Source organism: Methanoregula sp. UBA64, from assembly GCF_002502735.1.
GTDB lineage: Archaea > Halobacteriota > Methanomicrobia > Methanomicrobiales > Methanospirillaceae > Methanoregula.
This window is the reverse complement of the sequence record NZ_DAQC01000001.1, coordinates 126937-145991: the sequence shown is the minus strand read 5'-3', so window position 1 is coordinate 145991 and position 19055 is coordinate 126937. Positions and strand designations below refer to the sequence as shown.

General features: G+C 56.4%; 16 protein-coding genes. 9 read left to right on the top strand and 7 right to left on the bottom strand.

The genetic code is table 11. The features are described 5' to 3' along the window. Window positions 1–107: 107 nt before the first annotated feature. From BP758_RS00660 to BP758_RS00645, 4 genes are all read right to left on the bottom strand, one after another. Window positions 108–692: a hypothetical protein gene (locus tag BP758_RS00660; protein WP_292367706.1), complete on the bottom strand. Its 585-nt coding sequence runs from the start codon at window positions 690–692 to the stop codon at window positions 108–110. Between the two features lie 195 nt (window positions 693–887). Beyond that, the gene (locus tag BP758_RS00655) at window positions 888–2444 is read right to left on the bottom strand and encodes a hypothetical protein (RefSeq protein WP_292367704.1); all 1557 of its coding nucleotides are present in this window, start codon (window positions 2442–2444) and stop codon (window positions 888–890) included. A 441-nt stretch (window positions 2445–2885) separates the two neighbouring features. Continuing rightward, a complete protein-coding gene (gene pscS / locus BP758_RS00650) occupies window positions 2886–4064 on the bottom strand; it encodes an O-phospho-L-seryl-tRNA:Cys-tRNA synthase (protein WP_292367702.1) in 1179 nt (392 codons plus the stop codon). Then, on the bottom strand, window positions 4065–4244 hold the full coding sequence (locus tag BP758_RS00645) for a hypothetical protein (RefSeq protein ID WP_292367700.1): 180 nt from the start codon (window positions 4242–4244) through the stop codon (window positions 4065–4067). Between the two features lie 163 nt (window positions 4245–4407). On the opposite strand from BP758_RS00645, the gene BP758_RS00640 reads away from it, so the two are divergent. From BP758_RS00640 to BP758_RS00630, 3 genes are all read left to right on the top strand, one after another. Further along, the gene (locus tag BP758_RS00640; RefSeq protein WP_292367698.1) at window positions 4408–5850 is read left to right on the top strand and encodes a saccharopine dehydrogenase NADP-binding domain-containing protein; all 1443 of its coding nucleotides are present in this window, start codon (window positions 4408–4410) and stop codon (window positions 5848–5850) included. Window positions 5851–5888: 38 nt separating this feature from the next. After that, the gene (locus BP758_RS00635) at window positions 5889–7085 is read left to right on the top strand and encodes a type III PLP-dependent enzyme (protein WP_292367696.1); all 1197 of its coding nucleotides are present in this window, start codon (window positions 5889–5891) and stop codon (window positions 7083–7085) included. A 303-nt stretch (window positions 7086–7388) separates the two neighbouring features. Next, window positions 7389–9095, top strand: coding sequence for a S41 family peptidase (locus BP758_RS00630; RefSeq protein WP_292367694.1), 1707 nt, complete (start codon window positions 7389–7391; stop codon window positions 9093–9095). A 547-nt stretch (window positions 9096–9642) separates the two neighbouring features. Here the strand turns inward: BP758_RS00630 and BP758_RS00625 are convergent. Next, entirely contained in the window at window positions 9643–9885 is a 243-nt protein-coding gene (locus tag BP758_RS00625) for a hypothetical protein (RefSeq protein WP_292367692.1), read from the bottom strand. A gap of 199 nt (window positions 9886–10084) precedes the next feature. Between BP758_RS00625 and BP758_RS00620 the strand changes: the two genes are divergently transcribed. The 4 genes from BP758_RS00620 (at window position 10085) to BP758_RS00605 (ending at window position 15055) form a co-directional block, all read left to right on the top strand. Then, complete coding sequence (locus BP758_RS00620; protein ID WP_292367690.1) at window positions 10085–10957, top strand: tetrahydromethanopterin S-methyltransferase subunit H family protein; 873 nt, start codon at window positions 10085–10087, stop codon at window positions 10955–10957. A gap of 15 nt (window positions 10958–10972) precedes the next feature. Next, window positions 10973–12817, top strand: coding sequence for an ASKHA domain-containing protein (locus tag BP758_RS00615; protein WP_292367688.1), 1845 nt, complete (start codon window positions 10973–10975; stop codon window positions 12815–12817). A 340-nt stretch (window positions 12818–13157) separates the two neighbouring features. Then, the gene (locus BP758_RS00610) at window positions 13158–13793 is read left to right on the top strand and encodes a cobalamin B12-binding domain-containing protein (protein WP_292367686.1); all 636 of its coding nucleotides are present in this window, start codon (window positions 13158–13160) and stop codon (window positions 13791–13793) included. Between the two features lie 5 nt (window positions 13794–13798). Beyond that, window positions 13799–15055, top strand: coding sequence for a uroporphyrinogen decarboxylase family protein (locus tag BP758_RS00605; protein ID WP_292367684.1), 1257 nt, complete (start codon window positions 13799–13801; stop codon window positions 15053–15055). Between the two features lie 82 nt (window positions 15056–15137). Here BP758_RS00605 and BP758_RS00600 read toward each other — a convergent pair whose 3' ends face one another. Both BP758_RS00600 and BP758_RS00595 read right to left on the bottom strand, forming a co-directional pair. Further along, entirely contained in the window at window positions 15138–15887 is a 750-nt protein-coding gene (locus BP758_RS00600) for a hypothetical protein (protein WP_292367682.1), read from the bottom strand. Next, the gene (locus BP758_RS00595) at window positions 15874–16701 is read right to left on the bottom strand and encodes a hypothetical protein (protein WP_292367681.1); all 828 of its coding nucleotides are present in this window, start codon (window positions 16699–16701) and stop codon (window positions 15874–15876) included. The genes BP758_RS00600 and BP758_RS00595 overlap by 14 nt, the downstream gene beginning before the upstream one ends. Window positions 16702–17734: 1033 nt before the next feature. Here BP758_RS00595 and BP758_RS00590 point away from each other — a divergent pair. Next, window positions 17735–18184, top strand: a complete 450-nt coding sequence (locus tag BP758_RS00590; protein WP_292367680.1) for a hypothetical protein — start codon at window positions 17735–17737, stop codon at window positions 18182–18184. A gap of 52 nt (window positions 18185–18236) precedes the next feature. Continuing rightward, window positions 18237–19052, top strand: a complete 816-nt coding sequence (locus tag BP758_RS00585) for a hypothetical protein (protein WP_292367679.1) — start codon at window positions 18237–18239, stop codon at window positions 19050–19052. Window positions 19053–19055: the final 3 nt, after the last annotated feature.

Here is a 19055-nt window from a genome sequence, read left to right as displayed (position 1 = left end):
GAGAAGACAGGCATTGATCCTGTTCTTTGTCGTTGCGCTGATCTTTCCCCGGGTCTCCTTTTTGCGGGAAAAAATTGAAGGGTGTCCCCTTATGGCATGCATGGTGCCTACACCAGCGTGAAGTACGTATACCCTGCAAGGGTCCCGGTGGAGGGATCGGTGGTCATGGGATCGCCTTTTAAGGAGGCCACGATGACAACGTACTTCCCCGGTTTCATGTTGTTCATGTCAGCGTCCAGAGATACCCGGTTTGCCGCGGCATTTCCCTTGAGCACATAACTGTTTCCCATGACACCTACCGGGGCGTTTATGTTGACACCGGTTGGCGGCGTTCCCGGATCCGGAATAATTTCCCAGAACAGATTCGTACCTGCAGGAAGTGCAGTAGTACCCGTTATGGTAAATTTGTCCCCGGTCTTCTTGTTACCGAGGGGGTCAAACGAGAGTGTTTTTGCGGAAGGGGGCTGCGTGAGTGCAGGCTGTGTAGTTTTGGGCGATGCCGGTAGTACGGTAGCCTTTGCAGGAATTGTCGTACTCGCGGCCGCCTGTCCGTTCTGCGGACTGTTCGTGGAAGCCGTTTGGCTCTGCCTGGCGGATGCGGAATCTGTACACCCGGCGATAAGTATGGTCGCGAAAGCGACGATCAAAATGAGGCTTGCAACCCTGATTTTGGAGTTCTGCTGAAGTTTCATGAAGTCTCCTGAATGGATTTTGTGTGTTATTCTCCTCTCAACACACACGAGAGTATACGGCGAATCTTTTTAGAGAGTATGGCAGACAGGATCGCCGGCGTAGATCTGCTTTTACCCTGGGGTGCTGACCTGTTTCCGCGGGCCAGTCTCCGGGAAAAATGGGAGGGGTGTCTTCTTGTGGCGTGCATACCCGGCCTAACTCAGGGTAAAGTACGCGGTAGCGATCGGATTTTCCACCCCGAATTCGCCATCTTTCATGACACCCATAAGGACTACCCACTTTCCGGCAGGCATCTGGTTCATGTCTGCGGCAAACGAAACCCGGTTTGTCGTACCGCTGCCTTTCGTGACCATGTTGCCTCCCGCAAGACCCATCGCTGTCTTGTTGACGCCTATCGGAGCGGTTCCCGTATCCGGCATGACCTGCCAGAGCAGGCTGGTGCCCACCGGAAGGCTGGTGGTCCCGGTAATGAGGAACTGGTCGCCAATGGACCGGTCACCGATCTTATTCACGGTAATGAAATCGCTGGCAGCCGGGGTTACCTGTACGGGTGTATCCGATCCCAGGAAGGATCCGCCCAGCACAAAGGTGGTCAATCCATGGACCGGTCCCGGAACATCATTCCCTTTTGCCGGGTCCCCGATCATCTCGGTAACGTTAACGGTCAGGGTACCGGGTTTGAACGAGGAGGTGTCAACCGGCATGGAGTACCGGTTTATTCCCCCGGTGCCTGCAGTTACAACGGCATTGCTGCCGAAATTCCCGACACTGACCATCAGGCTTGTTCCCGCCGCAAGGTCCGTGGTACCGGAAACAATGAGGAGATCGCCGGTGGTCTTCCCGGGAATGGGATCCACTGCGATGTACCCTGCGCTGTTTGTACCCTGTGATTGCGTACTGCCGGTACCGTAAAGGATGTTGAAGAGCGCAGTACCGGTCCAACCGCTGTCACCGGAACCAGCGCCGGATCCATAATCCTCCGCGGGGGAGACCACGAGGATATGTTCATCCGGTGTAAGGTTTTTGGTGTCGAGCGTTGCTGAGAAGCGGTTGTTTATCCCGTCTCCTTTGACAACGGTTGTGCTGGCCGCACTCTCCGGGTTTTGCAGATTGCGGGCGATGGCTGCGATATTTGTGGATGCAGGAATGACTTTCACGGAAAATTTCGTTCCGACAGGCAGGCTGGTCTTACCGGTCACAGTAAGGGGAGTCCCTGCGGTCGTGTCGGGGATGGGATCGATCACGATGCCGGTTTTAGCCTCTGTACTCACCGTAGCGGATGGACCGGCCGATCCTGTCGCTGATGCCGCATGGAGGGTGAAGGTGGCCGAAGCCGAGAGATCCCCTTTGGCGAAATCCCCTTTCGAGAGATCCCCGGCGACAGACGAGACGCTGACAAGGTATTCCCCGATAGTCAGTTTTGAGGTATCAAGAGGCCACGACCATGTGTTGACAATACCGGAACCCCGACTGACCGTTACGGTTCCGGTTGCACCGGAAAATACCCCGCTCCTGGTCCCGGTCTGATCTTTAAACGATGCCGGGTAGGCTTCTATCAGGAGTTCAGTACCTTCAGGAAGACTGGTCTTTCCGGTGATGGTGAATACATCGCCGGTATTCTTATCGCTCACCGGATCAACGGAGATAAACGGCTTGAACACCGAATTTCCGCTGACCATGCCGACACCAATAATGACGGCAATAACCAGGACAGCAATGATGCTGCCCATGACAAGGGTCTGGCGTTTCATATGACCACATGCACAATATATTGTGCATAGTGTATAATCTTTTTGGCATTTTGCAAAAATGTATGTGCACAAACGCTGTACAATCTCATCCTTTTTGACCCCACCTACCGGAGCACCCCTATTTATGATCGAAGCCGCAGGAAGAGTGCTATTAGCTGCATTTCCTTCCATCGTAAAAATCCGGGTTTAGCCCGAATTCCTGCGTGTTTTGTATCGATGAGTGCGTGTTTGGGAATAGAGGAGGATAATCGGGGGGTATTCCGGGCCCGGAATACCCCATGTCCGGGAACCTACCTGCCTATCCCAGCGCCTAGGGGAGATCCCAAGGGAAGGCAGCCCAAGGGGGTGAGCCCCGAGGTGGTGACGGGCACCCGTGGCTCCATCGCTACAAAAATTTCAGGACTTCTCCAGAGCCGAAGGTCAAAAAAAGGAAAATGCGGTTTACTGTACGGGAAGCCCGTTCTCCTGTGCCACCGCGACAAACGCATCGGCAAGGTACCGGGCCTGCTTTCCGGTGATCCCGTAGGTGTTGAACTTCCAGACCCGGGTTGCCCCGGGGATAAGGCCGAAGATCCCCTTGTCGTTTAACGCGGACGAGAAGTAGTAGCCCTTGTTCTTGTGGGCCTCCGCGATGGTGTCGAACGAACCGGTGGTATCGACCCGGGTGAGCGTGTGCCGGCGCGGGTACTCGGAGAGGATCTTTGTTCCTGTAATCGAGAGCAGGGCTTCCATCACCACCCGGTTGTTTTCAAGCTCCGCATCGAAGTGCTTCACCCGCTCTTTTACGTGCGGGAACGAGGCCATCATGCCGACAAGGGTTGCGCCCATGAGCGTGCAGCCCATCATCTCGGGTTCCTTGACCCCGAACCGGCGCTTTGTCACGTCGCCTTCGATCTGCGTTGTGCGGAACACTTCTTTGGCGCGTTCGGCCGTGACCGCAAGGACGCCGGACGGGGCCGGGGCCGCCATGCTCTTGTGGCCCGAGCCGACCACGAAATCCGCGCCAAGGGCTTTCCCGTCCACCGGCATGGTCCCGACCGTGTACGCACCGTTGTAGAGGACGGGCACGTCAGATTCGTGCGCAACTTTTGCGATCCCAAAAAAATCGTGCAGGTTCCCGTACTGGTAATCCACATGGTCGATCAATGCAAGGACCGGCGCTCTCCCGAACTTCTTTTTTACCTCGTCGATCTTTGCCGCGGCCGCTTCGGGCGTGATCTTATGGTCTGCATCCGCCGGGATCTCGCACGGCATCCCGCCCGCCTCTTCGACCGCGAGAAATTCCGTGTAGTGCGAGAGGGAGGTCAGCAGGACCGGGTCGCCGGGCTTTACGTAGGTATGGGCAACGGCCTGGAACGCCCGCCGGGCGCCGGGCATCATCCGGGCGTCGTCCATGTTGAGCCACGCGGCCACCTCTTTATGGAACTGCGCAATCGGCGGTTTTGCAATGCAGTCGAGGCGGTTGGGTTTCCTGCAGTTGTCGCAGACCGAGTATCCGTCCCCGTACGCAATGATCGCTTTTATCGCATCGCCCGTGAGCTTCCCGCCGGCCTGGATCGGATCGATGTTAATCGAGAGTTCGTTAACCTGCCGTGCCTCAATACCCGCCCCGCACTTCATTCAGAGCATCTCCTGCTTTAAGGCGGCAACCTGCCGTTCGAGGTTTTCGAGCAGGCGGGCTGCATCTGCTTTTTGTTTCTCGGAGAGTTCGTGCGCCGGTGCCGTCTCCCGCAGGATCATGCGGAGGTCGACTAAGAGGTAGGTTGCGGAAAAGACCAGATCAACTGCCCGTTTTGACAAAGGAGATCACCTGATACCTATCCGGTTTGGCGTACAATGAAGAATAAGTAACTGCCGGCCCGGGGGGAAAAACGAGGGGGATCTTCTCAATCTTTTATAACGTAACAGCGCGTAAGATACATTCGGCAGAATTTTTACTAAAATTTGACCCGGGAGGGTTAGGATGGACTTTAAAAACAAAGTACTTATCATCGGTTATGGTGCCGTGTCCAAGTGCACGCTCCCCATCCTGCTTCGGCATGTCAATATACCTTTGGAGAATATCACGATTGTCGATTTTAAAGATAAATCGCAGGATCTCAAAGCGTATACCAGCCGGGGTCTCCGGTTTTTAAAACGCCGGATCTCACCCGAAAATCTCCCCGCCATATTATCTGAAACGCTCTCTGACGGCGGCCTCCTTGTCGATCTTGCATGGAACATCGATGCCGGCGAGATCGTCCAGTGGTGCCACGACCACAATGTTTTGTACGTCAATACCTCGGTCGAGGCATGGGACCCCTTAGGCGAGCGCTATACGGCAAGCCCGTACGAGAAGTCCCTGTATTACCGGCAGATGAAACTCCGCGAGCTCACGAAAGACTGGAAGGGCTCGACGACCTGTATCGTGGACCACGGGGCAAACCCGGGCCTTATCTCCCACATGACCAAGCAGGGCCTCGTGGATATTGCAAACCGGATGATTGCAGACGGCATTGCAGCGGATCCAAAACGCTTCGAGCAGCTCATCAGAGAACAGCGCTTTGGCGAACTTGCCATGGAAGTCGGGATCAAGGTGATCCACTGCTCCGAGCGCGACACGCAGATCTCGCGCTCGCCCAAAAAAGTGGACGAGTTTGTGGGCACCTGGTGCATTGAGGGCCTGCTCGAAGAGGGCACGGCGCCGGCCGAGATCGGCTGGGGCACGCACGAAAAAACGCTGCCCGACCATGCGCATGTCCCGCCCGAGGGCCCGAAGAACGCGATCATGCTCCCCCACATGGGGATCAACACCTGGGTCCGGTCCTTTGTGCCCTCGCAGGAGATCGTGGGCATGGTAATCCGGCACGGCGAAGCGTTCGGGATCTCCGACCGCTGGACGGTCTGGAAAGACGGCAAGGCAATCTACCGCCCGACCGTGAACTACGCGTACCTCCCCTGCGATGCAACGATCGCCTCGCTCCACGAGCTCCGCGGACGGAACTACGAGCTCCAGCCCAAGCTCCGGATCATGAACGACCGGGAAATTTCAAGCGGCGCGGATATCCTGGGAGCGCTCCTGATGGGCCACCCGTACAAGTCCTGGTGGACGGGAAGCATCCTCTCAATCGACGAGGCAAAGAAGCTCGCGCCGGGCCAGAACGCGACCACGATCCAGGTTGCGCTCGGCGTGGTCTCGGCCGTGATGTGGATGATCGAGCACCCGAAGATGGGCTTTTGCCTGCCGGACGATCTCCCCCACGAGTATGTCTTAAACATCGCAAAGCCGTACCTCGGCGAATTTTATTCCGGCCCCTCGGACTGGACGCCTTTGAAGAACCGGACCGTGTACTTCAAGGAGAACCCTGAAAACGACTACGACCGCGAGGATGTCTGGCAATTCAAAAACTTCTTATTTGTCAGATGATCCACACATGTACCAACAGTAGATCATGAGGAAGTGACGTGACCACCACTACACCATCGTGCGGAAACGACCGCCCGGCCCCGCAGAAGGACCGGGGAAGTCGTCAGTTTTTGGAAACGCTCGCCCGCGAGCACGGGACCCCTGTTTTTATCATCGACCATGCAAAGATCCGGGAAAATTACCGGGAATTCAAGAAGTACCTGCCCAAAGTCCAGGTCTATTTTGCGGTAAAAGCCAATTCGAACCCGGCGATCGTAAAAACCCTCCTTGACGAGGGCGCGAGTTTCGACGTGGCCTCGATGCCCGAGTTCATGATCGTCCACGAGTTCATAAAAGACATGCCGGCAAAAGAGCGCCAGGACTTCATCTGGGACCGGATCATCTACGCGAACACGATAAAACCGATCGAGACCCTGGAGGAGCTCAACCAGTACAAGCCCCTCGTCACCTTCGACAATATCGAGGAGCTCAAAAAGATCCGGGCCCACGCCCCGCAGGCCGGCCTCGTGCTCCGCCTTCGTGTACCAAACACCGGCTCCATGGTCGAGCTCTCGTCCAAGTTCGGCGCAGACCCGGGCGAGGCAGTGGATCTCATCAAGGCGGCCTTTGACCTCGGCCTCGTGGTCGAGGGCCTTTCCTTCCACGTGGGCAGCCAGTGTACGAACTTCGAGAACTATGTAAGTGCCTTAGAGATTTCCGCAAATATCATCGAGGAGTGCGAGAGCCGGCTTGGGCAAAAGATCCGGATACTCGATATCGGCGGCGGTTTCCCGGTCCGGTACAACCCGGATGTCCGGCCGCTCGCCGACCTTGCGGCAAAGCTCAACGGGGAATTTGCCCGGCTCTTTCCCCCGGACATGGAGATCCTTGCCGAACCCGGCCGGTTCCTTGTCGCAAATGCCTGCACGCTTGTCGCAAAAGTCGTGGGCAAGGCCCACCGCGACGGCAAGCCCTGCTACTACATCAACGACGGCGTGTACCACACGTACTCGGGGCAGGTCTTCGACCACTGTACCTACCCGGTGCTCTCCTTAACAAAAGAGGGTCCGACACGGATCTCGGCGGTCTTTGGGCCCACCTGCGATGCGTTTGATACGATCACCCTCTCGGCCGAGCTCCCCGAGCTCGAGATCGGCGATCTCGTGTACTCGGAAAATATCGGGGCGTACTCGATTGCCTCGTCCACGTACTTCAACGGTTTCCCCCCCGCAAAGATCGTGCATATCAACAGGTAATCTTTCTTTTGACATCCGGCTCTGGAGAAATCCTGAAATTTTGTAACGATGGAGCCACGGGCGCTCGCCGCCTCATCGGGGCTCGCCCCGTGGATCAGACCTCTGCATAAAATGCTACATAATTTTTTTTCAGGGTTATGGGTCAAGTGGGCCAGCCCCCTTGGGCTGCCTACCCCTCTTTAGGTAGAGAGGGGGTCACCCTCGCAAATGCTGTTTGGCAGAGGGGAAATGATCTCTACAGAGCAGTTTTTTTCCCGGGATACATCGGTTCCCTTATACTCAAAGGCGATCTAATTTCCGGTTATGTTCACGCTGTCGTTCCCGCGTATCGCATCGCCGGCCCGGGCCTTGCCCGGCCTTGTCCTGCTGATCCTTCTTCTCACCGTCATGCAGCCGGTGTCAGCGGATGCGACCGGCTGTACCAGCTGCACGGTCTGGGACGACCCGTGTGCCCTCTTTGAAGCAGGAAACGAGACGGCATACAACGCGGCGATGGATGCCACGTTCGCGCCGATCGCGGCAAACATGACGCCGGTTGCCGATTACCGTAACCTTTCGTGGACACAGGCGTTCATCTCGCTGAACCGTCTCATGAAGGAGCGGTACGCATTTACCCAATGGCGCAATGTGGACTTCGATGCGCTCAACCGAACCTGGGAACCGGCGATTGCCGATGCGGAGGCACACCATGACAAGGCCGCGTACCTCCGGGCGCTCAGGGGCTACCTGTTTTCGATTCCCGACGGGCACGCGAATATGTTCTCCGAGTCCGGTGATTACGGGGCAAAGGACGCGGACATTGGCGGCGGCTTCGGGCTCGCGCTCGTGCAGCTCGATTCGGGCGATGTTACCGTAAGTTACGTGGCAAACGGCAGCGCAGCGGAGAAGGCCGGGATCGCAGCCGGCGACATGGTGACAGCATGGAACGGGAAGGAGATCCACGATGCGATCAATGCAACGCCGTATATCTGGGCGACCAAAAAACCCTCCACGCTCGAAGGGATGCGGCTCCAGCAGAAACGGATGGTGACCCGGGCACCGGTGGGGACAACGGCAACCGTAACCTTTACCGGCGGCCCGACATACGAGAGCCGGTCGGTAAACCTGACGGCGTACAATGACTCGTACGACAGTCTCATCAAAAGCAGTTTCTTTGTAGGTAAGCAGATCAACGATATCGGCGCCGCTGACCCGTTAAACGGTATCACGCCGCAGATTGCGAATGCAACCGTGACTTCCCGGACACTCCCCGACGGATACATGTATATCCGGATCCTCGGGGAATCGTACGATGCCTACCCGGCGTTTAAGGCCGCCATGCAGGCCGCGATTGCGAACAATTCACCGGGCGTTGTGCTTGACTTCCGCTGGAACGGCGGCGGGGAAGACAACCTCGCGGCCTGCATGGCCGGCTGGTACCTGGACCGGCCGGTCTTTTTCGAGCACGCTACGATGTATGACCCCGGGACCGGCCGGACCGTGCCCCTCACTACCACATGGTCAAAACCGCAGCCGGTCCGGTACAATGGCCCGGTCGCCATGATGGTCTCCCCGGATGCGATGAGCTCGGGCGAGGCCGTGCCCATGATGCTCACGAAAACCGGCCGGGGTGCGGTTGTCTCCTGGTACGGGACGGACGGGGCATACGGGATAAACGGCTTCCAGGCGATCATGCCGCTTGATTTTGACATTCTCTTCCCGGCCGGGGCATCGCTTGACGAGAACTACGCGATCCTGGTCGACAGCAATGCCTCGCTTGTGGGCGGGGTTGCGCCGACCGTCCGGGTCCCGCTCGACCGCGACACGGTGGCCCGGGCAATGGCAGGCGAGGACGTTCAGCTCGCGTACGCAACGGCATGGCTCGAAGGACAGCGGGGATTCAATGCATCGGCCGGATCGCTGGTGAATGCAACGGCATCGCAGACGCAGAAGGCCGGGATGTCGCCGGTTTTTGCTGTGGCGGGGCTGGGGCTTTTTTTGATCGGTGAGGTTTTCCTGCGCCGGAAATAATTTTTTGGTCCTACCGAATATTTTTTGGGTAAAGTGCCAATCTAACCCCTAGCATCTATTTTTCACAATCATCCACCCCCCCTTACGCCAGCCCTGCCCCCGAGGGGGCGGGGGCGCAGCGATTCCTCTGTATTACCTAAAATCCCGATTCAGGTAATACAGCACTATCGCAAATGGGGCGCCATAGCGGCGGGGCGAAGCCCCTGGAACGTCAGCATTTTCCGGTTCAAAACGGATGAACTTTTTCGCATTACATTTTGGCATGCAATTTTCGCTCTTAATCACTCCGTAAATCTTTCTTATCGTTAGGGGCTGAAATATTACATTACCCTATTTTTTTAACAAACCTTTTTTTTATGCGAGCCCCCCTTACGCCAGCCCTACCCCAAGGGGGCGGGGGCGTAAACGAGGCCTCGGTATTACCGGTATGGGGTGCATTTCTGCATTCCTGTAATACGGCAGCATCGCCAGCCCGGGGATGCCGTAGCTGGCAGAGGGTGGCTGCCCTAAAAGAAGCGTTCTAAATCACTTGATCCGGTTCTCGAAATCACGAAGTCCGTGATTTGATTATTTTATCATCGCCCAGATCTTTCATAACGTCCGGAAGCGAGCGGACACGGCCGGCCTTGATATCTGCAATGCCTTCTTCGATTGCTGTAATCTCTTCCGGAGTTATGGGCTCATCGTCATACGCAGATTCTGCCAGACGGCGGATCACATTGTCGTCGTCTCTCGTGGGAAAAGTTTCATGTCGTCGGGAAGCACTTTTATACCCGCCAATATATTTCATGGAGATCATCCGGGGAATATACCGGTGTATATGCAGGCATATAAAGATAATATCCCCGTCTCTTGCTAATCCCTTGATTGTTCCCTGCCTTTTTAACAGCCCCTTGTCCTCTCCAGAAGCTATTTATCACGTTACAGGGAATGTGAAGAATTAAGAGACCGGCTGCCCTGTTTACGGCAGCAGGAAGCGTGCATTACCCATGTTTTTCTTTAAAGCCGGGCAGAAAAAATACCAGATCGGCGGGGTTGCGATCGGCGGACAGCCGGGCGAGACCCCCACGGTCCTTGTCGGGAGCATCTTTTATTCCCGGCATAAGATCGTAAGCAACGAGCGGGCCGGGATTTTTGACAAGGATGCGGCCGATGCATTGATCAAACAGCAGGCCGAGCTCTCAGACAAGACCGGGTGCCCGGCGCTCCTCGATATCGTGGGTTCGACTCCTGAAGCAATCAAAAAATACATAGACTTTGTTGCCGGCGCAAGCGAGCGGCCGTTTCTGATCGATTCGCCGGGCGTGGATGTGAAGATCGCCGCGGTCGAATACGCAAAGGAGGCCGGGTTAGAGGACCGGATCATCTACAACTCGGTCTCGATCGAGACAAAAGACGCGGAGTACGAGGCGCTCAAAAAGAACGGGACGAAATCCGTGATCCTCTTAGCGTACACCAAGAAGATCACGAGCAGTGCCGACCGTGTCGCGGTCGTCGCCGACCTTGCCCCGCGGCTCGACGGGCTCGGCGTCTCCAATATCCTCATCGATACATTTGTCATGGATGTCCCGAGCCTCACGCCCTCGGGGAAGGCGGCGCTTTTGATCAAGAACCGGTTCGGGTACCCCTGCGGCTGTGCAGCCCACAATGCGATCTCCACCTGGTCGGGGGTCAAAAACCTGCTCGGGAAAGAGGCGGTGCGCTCCGCGGACGTTGTCGCAAACCTGATGCCCGTGATCCTCGGCGCGGACTTTTTGCTCTACGGCCCGGTCGAGGATTCCGCGTATGTCTTCCCCGCGGTCTTTACCATCGACACCTCGTACCGGTACGCGTACCGCATGAAGGAGTACGTAACGCTTTAAAAAAACCGTGGTACCATGGCGGATACGGTCACGCTTACCTTCGAGCCCGACGGGAAAACCGTTACGGACAATCCAAAATCGATCCTTGAAACCGCACAGGGCGCAGGCATTGCGCTGCGGGGCGAGTGCGGCGGTGTCGGGGTCTGCGGGAAGTGCCGGGTGCAGATCACAAAAAGCTACGGTACCCTCTCGCCCGTAACGGAAAAGGAGACAAAACTCCTGACCCCTGCGGAGCTCGCGGGCGGCATGCGGCTTGCCTGCCAGGCCCGGGTGCTTGCCGGGAAAGCGACCGTCTTTGTCCCGCCCGAAAGCCGTAACGAGGCCCGGGAGATCTCGGGAACCGCGCTCGAAGGCCATGCGGTGCTCGGCCCGGCGGTAAAAAAGATCGCGTGCAGCCTGCCCCGGCCAACGCTTGCGGATACCACGCCCGATCTCGAACGGCTCGCAGCGGCACTCGGCCGCGACCTGTCCGGCATCCCCCTTCCGGTCCTTGCAAACCTCCCGGGAACGCTCCGGGCCGGCGACTGGACGGTGACCGCGGTCTTCTGGAAGGATGAGCCGGTCGCGATCGAGTCGGGCGATACGACAGAGGAGATGTACGGCCTTGCCATCGATGTGGGCTCATCGAAGATCATCTGCCATCTCCTCAACCTTGCGACCGGGAAGACCGTTGCACAGGACCATGCCGAGAACCCGCAGGTGATGTACGGCGAGGACATTGTCTCGCGGATCACGTTTGCGGCAAAAGCGCCGGAGAACACAAAAAAACTCCAGTCCCTTGTTGTCGGGACGATAAACACGCTTGTGGCCCGGATGTGCGAAGGCGCCGGTATCCCCGCGGACCGGATCTACGAGTGCGTCTTTGACGGGAACACCGTGATGCACCACCTGCTTCTCGGGATCGATACAAAGTACATCGGCATCTCCCCCTTCCTCCCGGCGCTCAAATCCCCGGTCAGCGTCCCGGCCCGGGAGATCGGGCTCTCGATCTGCCCCGAGGGAAAGGTCACGAGCCTTCCCCTCATTGCCGGCTACGTGGGCTCGGACGCGGTCGCGGACCTGATGCTCACCCGGATCTACGAGCGAACCGCGTGCAGTCTCGTGATCGATATCGGGACAAACTCGGAGCTGATGCTCGGGAATTCGCAGAGGATCGTGGTCTGCTCCGCTCCTTCAGGGCCCTCGTTTGAAGGAGCGCAGATCAGCTCCGGCATGAAAGCGGTGGGCGGGGCGATCGAGACGTTTGCGATCCGCGACGGGCGTATCTCGTACACCACGATCGGAGGAAAAAAGCCAAAAGGGATCTGCGGGAGCGGGGTAATCGACCTCGTGGCCGAACTCTACTCGGCCGGGATTATAACAAAGACCGGCAAGTTTGCCGATCTCACCCATCCCCGGATCAAAAAGCCGGAGGGTTCGGTGCCGGTCTTTGTGGTGGCGCCGGGCACGGAGACCGAGTCCGGCCGGGACATCACGGTGACAGAAAAGGACATCAATGAATTTTTGCTTGCGAAAGGCTCGCTCCGGGCCGGCTGGACGATCCTTGCGGAGAAGTACGGGATCGATCCAAAGACCCTCGACCGGGTCTATCTCGCCGGCTCTTTTGGCACGCACATCAATATAAAAAATGCCATGGCGCTCGAACTCCTCCCGCAGGTACCGGAAGAACGGGTCGTGCTCGCCGGGGAGACTGCGGTCGGCGGCTCGAAGCTTGCGCTCCTCTCCCTGCACGAACGCGAAGCAATCCGCCCGGTGCTCGACCGGGTGGAGTACGTGGAGCTCTCGGTGGAGAAGTCGTTCAACCGGGAATACCTGAGATCGATCCCGATCTATCACATGATTGCCGGGCGGCAGGGCTGATATTGTTTTTTTTTTAATTTCATCATGTTCTATGAGGACGCTCTTTTGGGGCGGAAGCCCTCTGCCAGCGTGGGCATCCCCCATAGAGCGTGTTGTAACCTGTACCCCGATTAACCGATCATTCTGCTTCCCGGTACTGCAGAGGCATCGCAAACGCTCCCGCGACCCGTAGGGGGCTGGGCTGGCGTGAGGGGAGCCGGCTCATTTTGTTAACGCAAGAACATGCCACACTGCTTTCCCGTCAGCTACCCTCACCAGAACTGCCCCGGTACGAAACATATTATAACCCCCGGTCAAGAGTATTCCATTGATAAAACCCGCAATTCTTACGGGGTGAACCATGGCAGATGTACGAGCTGATTTTGTCAACGCTCTCGTCGATCTCGATGAGACGAACTGTATCGACATCTTAAAAGGGCGGATCGCTGCAAAGGAAGATCCGATGCAGATCCTCGAAGATATCCGCAAGGCTACGGATATCGTGGGCAAACGTTTCGAGGAAGGGCGGTACTTTGTCTCCGATCTCATGATGGCCGGCGAAATCCTCTCGCAGGCAATGGCGCTCCTAAAGCCGGTCTTTGGCGAGCACAAGGTGCAAAGCAAGGGAACGATCCTGGTCGGTACGGTCGAAGGGGACGTGCACGATATCGGCAAGAACATTGTCTCGGCACTTCTCGAAGCGGAAGGTTTTGAGGTGATCGATATCGGCGTTGACCAGCCGCCCGCGGTCTTTGTCAAAGCCATCCAGGAGCACCACCCGAAAGTCGTGAGCATGAGCGGCCTTTTAACCGAGGCGATCGAGTCGATGAAAAAGACGGTCGATGCGATCAAAGCTGCCGGCCTCCGCGACCAGGTGAAGATCATTATCGGCGGCGGCAGGTGCGACGAGGAAGCAAAGGAGCACACCGGCGCCGATGAATGGGCCGACGATGCAGCGGTCGGTATCCGGAAGATCAAGGCCATGGCCGGGGCGTGAAGGCAATGGACGGCGCTGCAATTTATCGCGAGAAGCTCACCCGGCTTGAAACGGTCATTAACGGGAAGGAGCCGGACCGGGTGCCGGTCACCGCGATGTCAAGCCTCTTCCACGGGAGGTACGCGGGATACACGGCGCAGGAGATCTACTTCGATTACGCGAAGAACCATGATGCGGCAATAAAAACCGCCCGGGACTTTGACTTCGATTCCCTGCTCATCTTAAACGGGCTTGAAGGGACGAACATGTCCCTGACGTTCATGAAGAACCAGCCCCAGCTCGCCTCCGGCGCACGCTTCATGCTCGCCACCTACCACACGATCTTAAAAGACGTGTACACGAAATGGCCCGGCGTGGAGCTGGAGCCCACGGCCCACCCGCAGTTTATCGGTAAAGAGATCATGAAGCCGGAGGAGTACGGGCAGTTCATTGCCGACCCGTCCGGCTACCTCAACCGCGTGGCCCTGCCCCGGATGTGCCCGGCGCTTGCAGACCCCGGCTCGCCGGCGGCAAACGCGGCGATGCTTGCGTACGGTGCGGAGATCGCAAAGGCGGGCGCGGCGTCGGGAGCGCTCATCGGGGACCTGGGAAAGATGGGCATCCCTACCTTCCCGACCTCGTGGAGCTATGCGCCGCTCGATGTGGTGAGCGACTTTTTGCGGGATATCAAAAACATCGTGCTCGACATCTACCGCAGGCCGGATCTCGTGAAGCAGGCCGCGGATGCGCTGGTCGATCCGCTGATCGAGTCCGCCCGGCTCACCGGCGCGGTCCCGCCCGAGGTGCAAAAGGCCCTTGGGACAAACGTGGTCGAGTGCTTCTTCCCGCTGCACTTAAACGAGTACCTCAACCCGAAGCTGTACAACGAGTTCTACTGGCCGAGCCTGAAAAAAGTCCTCAACGCAACAATCGAGATGGGCCAGACGCCCTACATTCTCTTCGAGGGCCGGCACGATGCGCACCTTGAGACTCTGCTCGAACTGCCAAAAAAGAAGATCGTCGCGGTCTTTGACAAGACCGATCCGCGGAAGGTCCGGGACGTGCTCGGCGACCACGTGATCCTTGTCTCGGGCCCGCCGAACTCGCTTCTCATTGGCGGCACGCCGCAGAAGGTGGACGATTACATGAAGTCGATGCTTGAGGACTGCAAGGAAGGCGGCATGATGATCTACCCGGGTGTTGACGGCGGTATCTCGGGCGAAGCACGGCCGGAGAACGTGAGGGCGTTGTTTGCGGCTGTGAAGAAGTACGGGGAGTATTAAGGGCCGGGGAGATTCCCGGTCAGCTTTTTTTTAAATTTTTAATGATCCTTCTTTTCAGAAAAACACCGCAGGTACGTAAAGATTACAAGAGAGAGGCGAAATCATCGCACACCCGATGGATTTCCTGACGGTCCATCCGTGTGTACCGATCCCGCACCGCGTCCAGATCAGGTATCTGTACAATAATTTCCCGGAGAAATCCGGCCCGTGCAATTTCCCGCCCGATAATTTCCAGATCAACCTCGCGTCCTCCGTGACGGGGATCGATCAACGCGAGGATGTCGGCACAATCCTTGATTTTTTTCGTTCCTTCCCACCGGATATCTTGGGTTGTCTGATGGAGAATCCTGTATGTCCTGTCCCACGCGGCTTTCATTTTCAATAACAGCAGGACTGAACGGTTTGGAACCTGAATTCCTGCCCCTCCCCGTACATTTCTGGACACAGTATTGCCGGTGAGAATGTCAAAGGTAAATGGTATATCGCCATGTCCTTCATACCGGTAGGGATTTTCCCGGGGTATGAAATCTAGAATGATCTCACCATGAGCGGTAACTTTCTCAACAGTGCTGACAGGGTACTGGATTCTTGGGGTGTATCCTTCATGAGTCGTCAGGTGCCCGATTAACGCTTCACGACTCCGGTTATCGGTAACGAGATCGATATCCACCGATCCAAAATACGGGTTGTAGGCATCTACGGCCCAGCCCCCGATCAGGACAATATCCGGGAAATTGGAACCCGGGCGGGATGCATTCACCCAGAATACAATTTTTTTGAGCTCCGCAGCCGATGCCTCAATGATCTCCGGGCCAGGATCATAGACCGGCATATCTCTCCACCATTGCAAGAGTCAGGTCCATGGCGCTATACCCCAGTCCTGCAAGGTCGAGCAGGGTCTGGGCGGGGGATGCGATGACAATGGATTCTTTTTCCTGCGCCTGGGTGAATACGTCCCGGTCCGGGGAATAAATCACGGCGCGGAGAGCGTTCTCTTGAGTCGTACCAAAATTTTCCCTTAACTGATCGATGTCTCCCTTTTCAAGATAGAGGCTGATCATATCCTGACGGAATGCATACGAGGTATATAATCCCCCTGCTGTGTAACCCGCGAACGCAAAGGGAATTTTTTGGCCTTTGAGCGTCCGGGTGATTTCCTGAGCGGCCACGTGGGCCCCGGTAAAATTCACAAAAAATTCACATGCCTGTAAATTTTTCATGGGCCGTTCCCATGCAACACCATTCAGGAGATTTTTTACATCGGCTATGGTTACATAGCCCCCGTCTTTTCGGACAATATTTTGTTCGGCAAGGGTTTCGATTACCTTGTGCGTCCACCCGTAAGATACATTCTCTTTTATTGCCAGCTGTCTGATGGAGGTATTCTTTTCCTTAAGCAGGCGGGTAATGATCCGCCAGGATTTATCGGAGCTGATACGGATACCGGCAGCTTTGTATTCCTGACCTTTGGGCGAACGGACTGCCCACGGGAGTTTTATTATCCGGATATCGAGATTTCGAGCCAACTCTTCTTCCCTTTTATTGAGGGTCTTTGCAGCAAGAACCAGTCGGGCTTCCGGGTGGCCGGGTTGTTTCTGCCAGAGATCCCGGTTTAGGTTCATTCGTGCAAGGGTGTCGAGGGTCACGGAACCTTTCTTGATTTCGATGAAATAGATTTTCCCACGGTCCTGAATTATATGATCCGGCTGTAGGGGAAGTGCGACATTCAGGGCATCATAGAGATTGCCCAGTATCTCCGGTTCCAGATCTATTGAATCTGAAGAGAGGTCTAACTGTGTCCTGACATACTCCTCTGCAGTCACTGGATTATCAGAGGATTCCATGATTATCACTTTGGGGTGATAACTACTTAAATATATCACTGATACGTATCTCCAATTGGTGATACCACTGGGAACATATCAGTGATATATCCAGATAGGGCATCCTTGATCGGCACATACTCCTCGTCTCCAATATGCTTTTAATTGCAAATTTTTTCTAGTAGCCACATTCCACCGGCCTGTTTCCCCCCAAATTCCCTCACCACCCCGCCATCCTCCGTCGTAAAAACACCTCCTTTCAGCCCCACGCATTTAGCCGCGTTCTTTTGGCCGATCTCAGGGTCGCAAGGGTGATTGGATGTGGCAAAAAGATCCCCTGTCCAAACGCGATAGTGCCCTGTTATCGGGCATCGAAAGCGGCCGTATTTCGGCAAACGGGACGTGATTTGGGGCTGTTTTCCATGCGAACCCAATCCGGGTGTTTTACGGGCTTTTCCGGGAGGGGGCGGGATCGGGATCCGGGAATCCGGGGCCGTATCGGGCCCGGTTTTACCCGGGGGATCGTACCTCCCGGGACCTGTCCGGAGGGACCGACCGGCAACACTTCGATCTGACCTGATCTTTTCCGGGCCCGGGCTGAGCCCGGATCCCCTGTCTTTTTCATGAAACCGACCGCGATCCCGTAAAAACCGACCGTTATTCGCGGCCCGGAGGGCATTTTTACGTCAGAGAAAAATATCACCTAATAGCAGCGTTCATTTGGTCAGGTCTTTTTTTACGGGGGGAACGGACGCGGATCGTACAGAACGAAGATATGAGGCTTTCAGGGGCATCACAGCCACAGCGATTGAAAATTCTCCAAAAAGTATATGTGTCAACATGCCAATGTTGACATATGTTCCTGCAAACGAACGACAAACAGTTCGGATTCTGGGCACTGCGCAGGAGCGGCGAGTCCAATATCGGAATAGCAAACCGGTGCGGGATCTCCCGCCAGGCAGTCTCCCGGGCGCTCCTTTTGATGGACGAGAAGATCGGGACCACGCTCAAAGAGATGGCCGCGGCAAACCAGGTAGCCATCGATACGATCGATCCCGCACGGGGAATTCTCCTTGGGCGGTCCATCCCGTTCCGTACCGCGGCCATCATCTTTGTCTCGGAAAAGCACGGGGTCCAGGTCTGGTACGAACACGATGGCGACTGCGGGTCGTGCCAGCGGTACACCGAGTGCACCGAGCTCCTGTGGGACTATGCAACCGAGCTCGGCCTTAAAATTGAAAAGACCGCCAACCCGACAAAGATGGCTGAAGAATTATTCACGAAAATTAAGGAGAGCCTGGCATGATGCTCATGCAAATCCCGAAAACTATCCCTACACTCCCTCCAGAGATGATGAAATGAGAACAGCGATACTCGCGATCGCGCTTGTTATCGCAGCGGTCATCTGTGCCGGGTGCACCGGCCAGAGCACAACCCCTGCACCGGAACAGATTCCGCAAACCACCGTTGCTGTCGCCACACCCGGCGAACCGGTTACGGTCGCTACGCATACGACGCCACCGGTCACAACGGCCCGGAGCACACCCGCAGAAAACCCGGTAAAAATTTTTGGCTCCGGATTTCATTGGGTTGATTACCGGTGGACCCATACTACAACCCTGAATTCAGGTGCCCGGTTCTCGTATGTTGGTACAATCCACATGGAGCGATCGCAGGACACCTACAAAAATACACCGGCACTTCGGGAGAAGTACACTATCGTTTCCGATTATTCCGATTATGTAAACAATATCAGTACAACGGTAAAGAACGGCAGGGTGGGAACCCAGAACCTGTACTACGATGCATCAACGGGCAGCTACCTTGGCGGCACATGGTCCGTTTCTGTGAAAGGCGTGATAACAATACAGGAAGTATACAACGATACGACCGCTGTACAGCGCCGTCCCGAAGATCAGCCGGCAGGATCGCTGGGTATCACCCCGTTTGGCGGGATGAATATTTCCTTTACCGACAAGGGTATCGAATCGGTCACCGTACCGTATGGGACTTATCCCGATGCCAGGAATTATTCAGGCACATTCAGGAACGGTATGCCGATAGCTTTTCATGTGGCCTCCGGCGTCCCTGTCCCGGTAAAATACCAGTACTCGGACTGGGAGGACGATGGCAAAGATCCGCTCGATGAATTCGAGCTGATGGGATGGGGATAGGTA

What these genes read in the sequence shown, in the direction of transcription:
- BP758_RS00660 (WP_292367706.1), bottom strand. Translation starts at nt 692, where the DNA reads ATGAAACTTCAGCAGAACTCCAAAATCAGGGTTGCAAGCCTCATTTTG.
- BP758_RS00655 (WP_292367704.1), bottom strand. Translation starts at nt 2,444, where the DNA reads ATGAAACGCCAGACCCTTGTCATGGGCAGCATCATTGCTGTCCTGGTT.
- pscS (WP_292367702.1), bottom strand. Translation starts at nt 4,064, where the DNA reads ATGAAGTGCGGGGCGGGTATTGAGGCACGGCAGGTTAACGAACTCTCG.
- BP758_RS00640 (WP_292367698.1), top strand. Translation starts at nt 4,408, where the DNA reads ATGGACTTTAAAAACAAAGTACTTATCATCGGTTATGGTGCCGTGTCC.
- BP758_RS00630 (WP_292367694.1), top strand. Translation starts at nt 7,389, where the DNA reads ATGTTCACGCTGTCGTTCCCGCGTATCGCATCGCCGGCCCGGGCCTTG.
- BP758_RS00625 (WP_292367692.1), bottom strand. Translation starts at nt 9,885, where the DNA reads ATGAAATATATTGGCGGGTATAAAAGTGCTTCCCGACGACATGAAACT.
- BP758_RS00620 (WP_292367690.1), top strand. Translation starts at nt 10,085, where the DNA reads ATGTTTTTCTTTAAAGCCGGGCAGAAAAAATACCAGATCGGCGGGGTT.
- BP758_RS00615 (WP_292367688.1), top strand. Translation starts at nt 10,973, where the DNA reads ATGGCGGATACGGTCACGCTTACCTTCGAGCCCGACGGGAAAACCGTT.
- BP758_RS00610 (WP_292367686.1), top strand. Translation starts at nt 13,158, where the DNA reads ATGGCAGATGTACGAGCTGATTTTGTCAACGCTCTCGTCGATCTCGAT.
- BP758_RS00605 (WP_292367684.1), top strand. Translation starts at nt 13,799, where the DNA reads ATGGACGGCGCTGCAATTTATCGCGAGAAGCTCACCCGGCTTGAAACG.
- BP758_RS00600 (WP_292367682.1), bottom strand. Translation starts at nt 15,887, where the DNA reads ATGCCGGTCTATGATCCTGGCCCGGAGATCATTGAGGCATCGGCTGCG.
- BP758_RS00590 (WP_292367680.1), top strand. Translation starts at nt 17,735, where the DNA reads ATGTTCCTGCAAACGAACGACAAACAGTTCGGATTCTGGGCACTGCGC.
- BP758_RS00585 (WP_292367679.1), top strand. Translation starts at nt 18,237, where the DNA reads ATGAGAACAGCGATACTCGCGATCGCGCTTGTTATCGCAGCGGTCATC.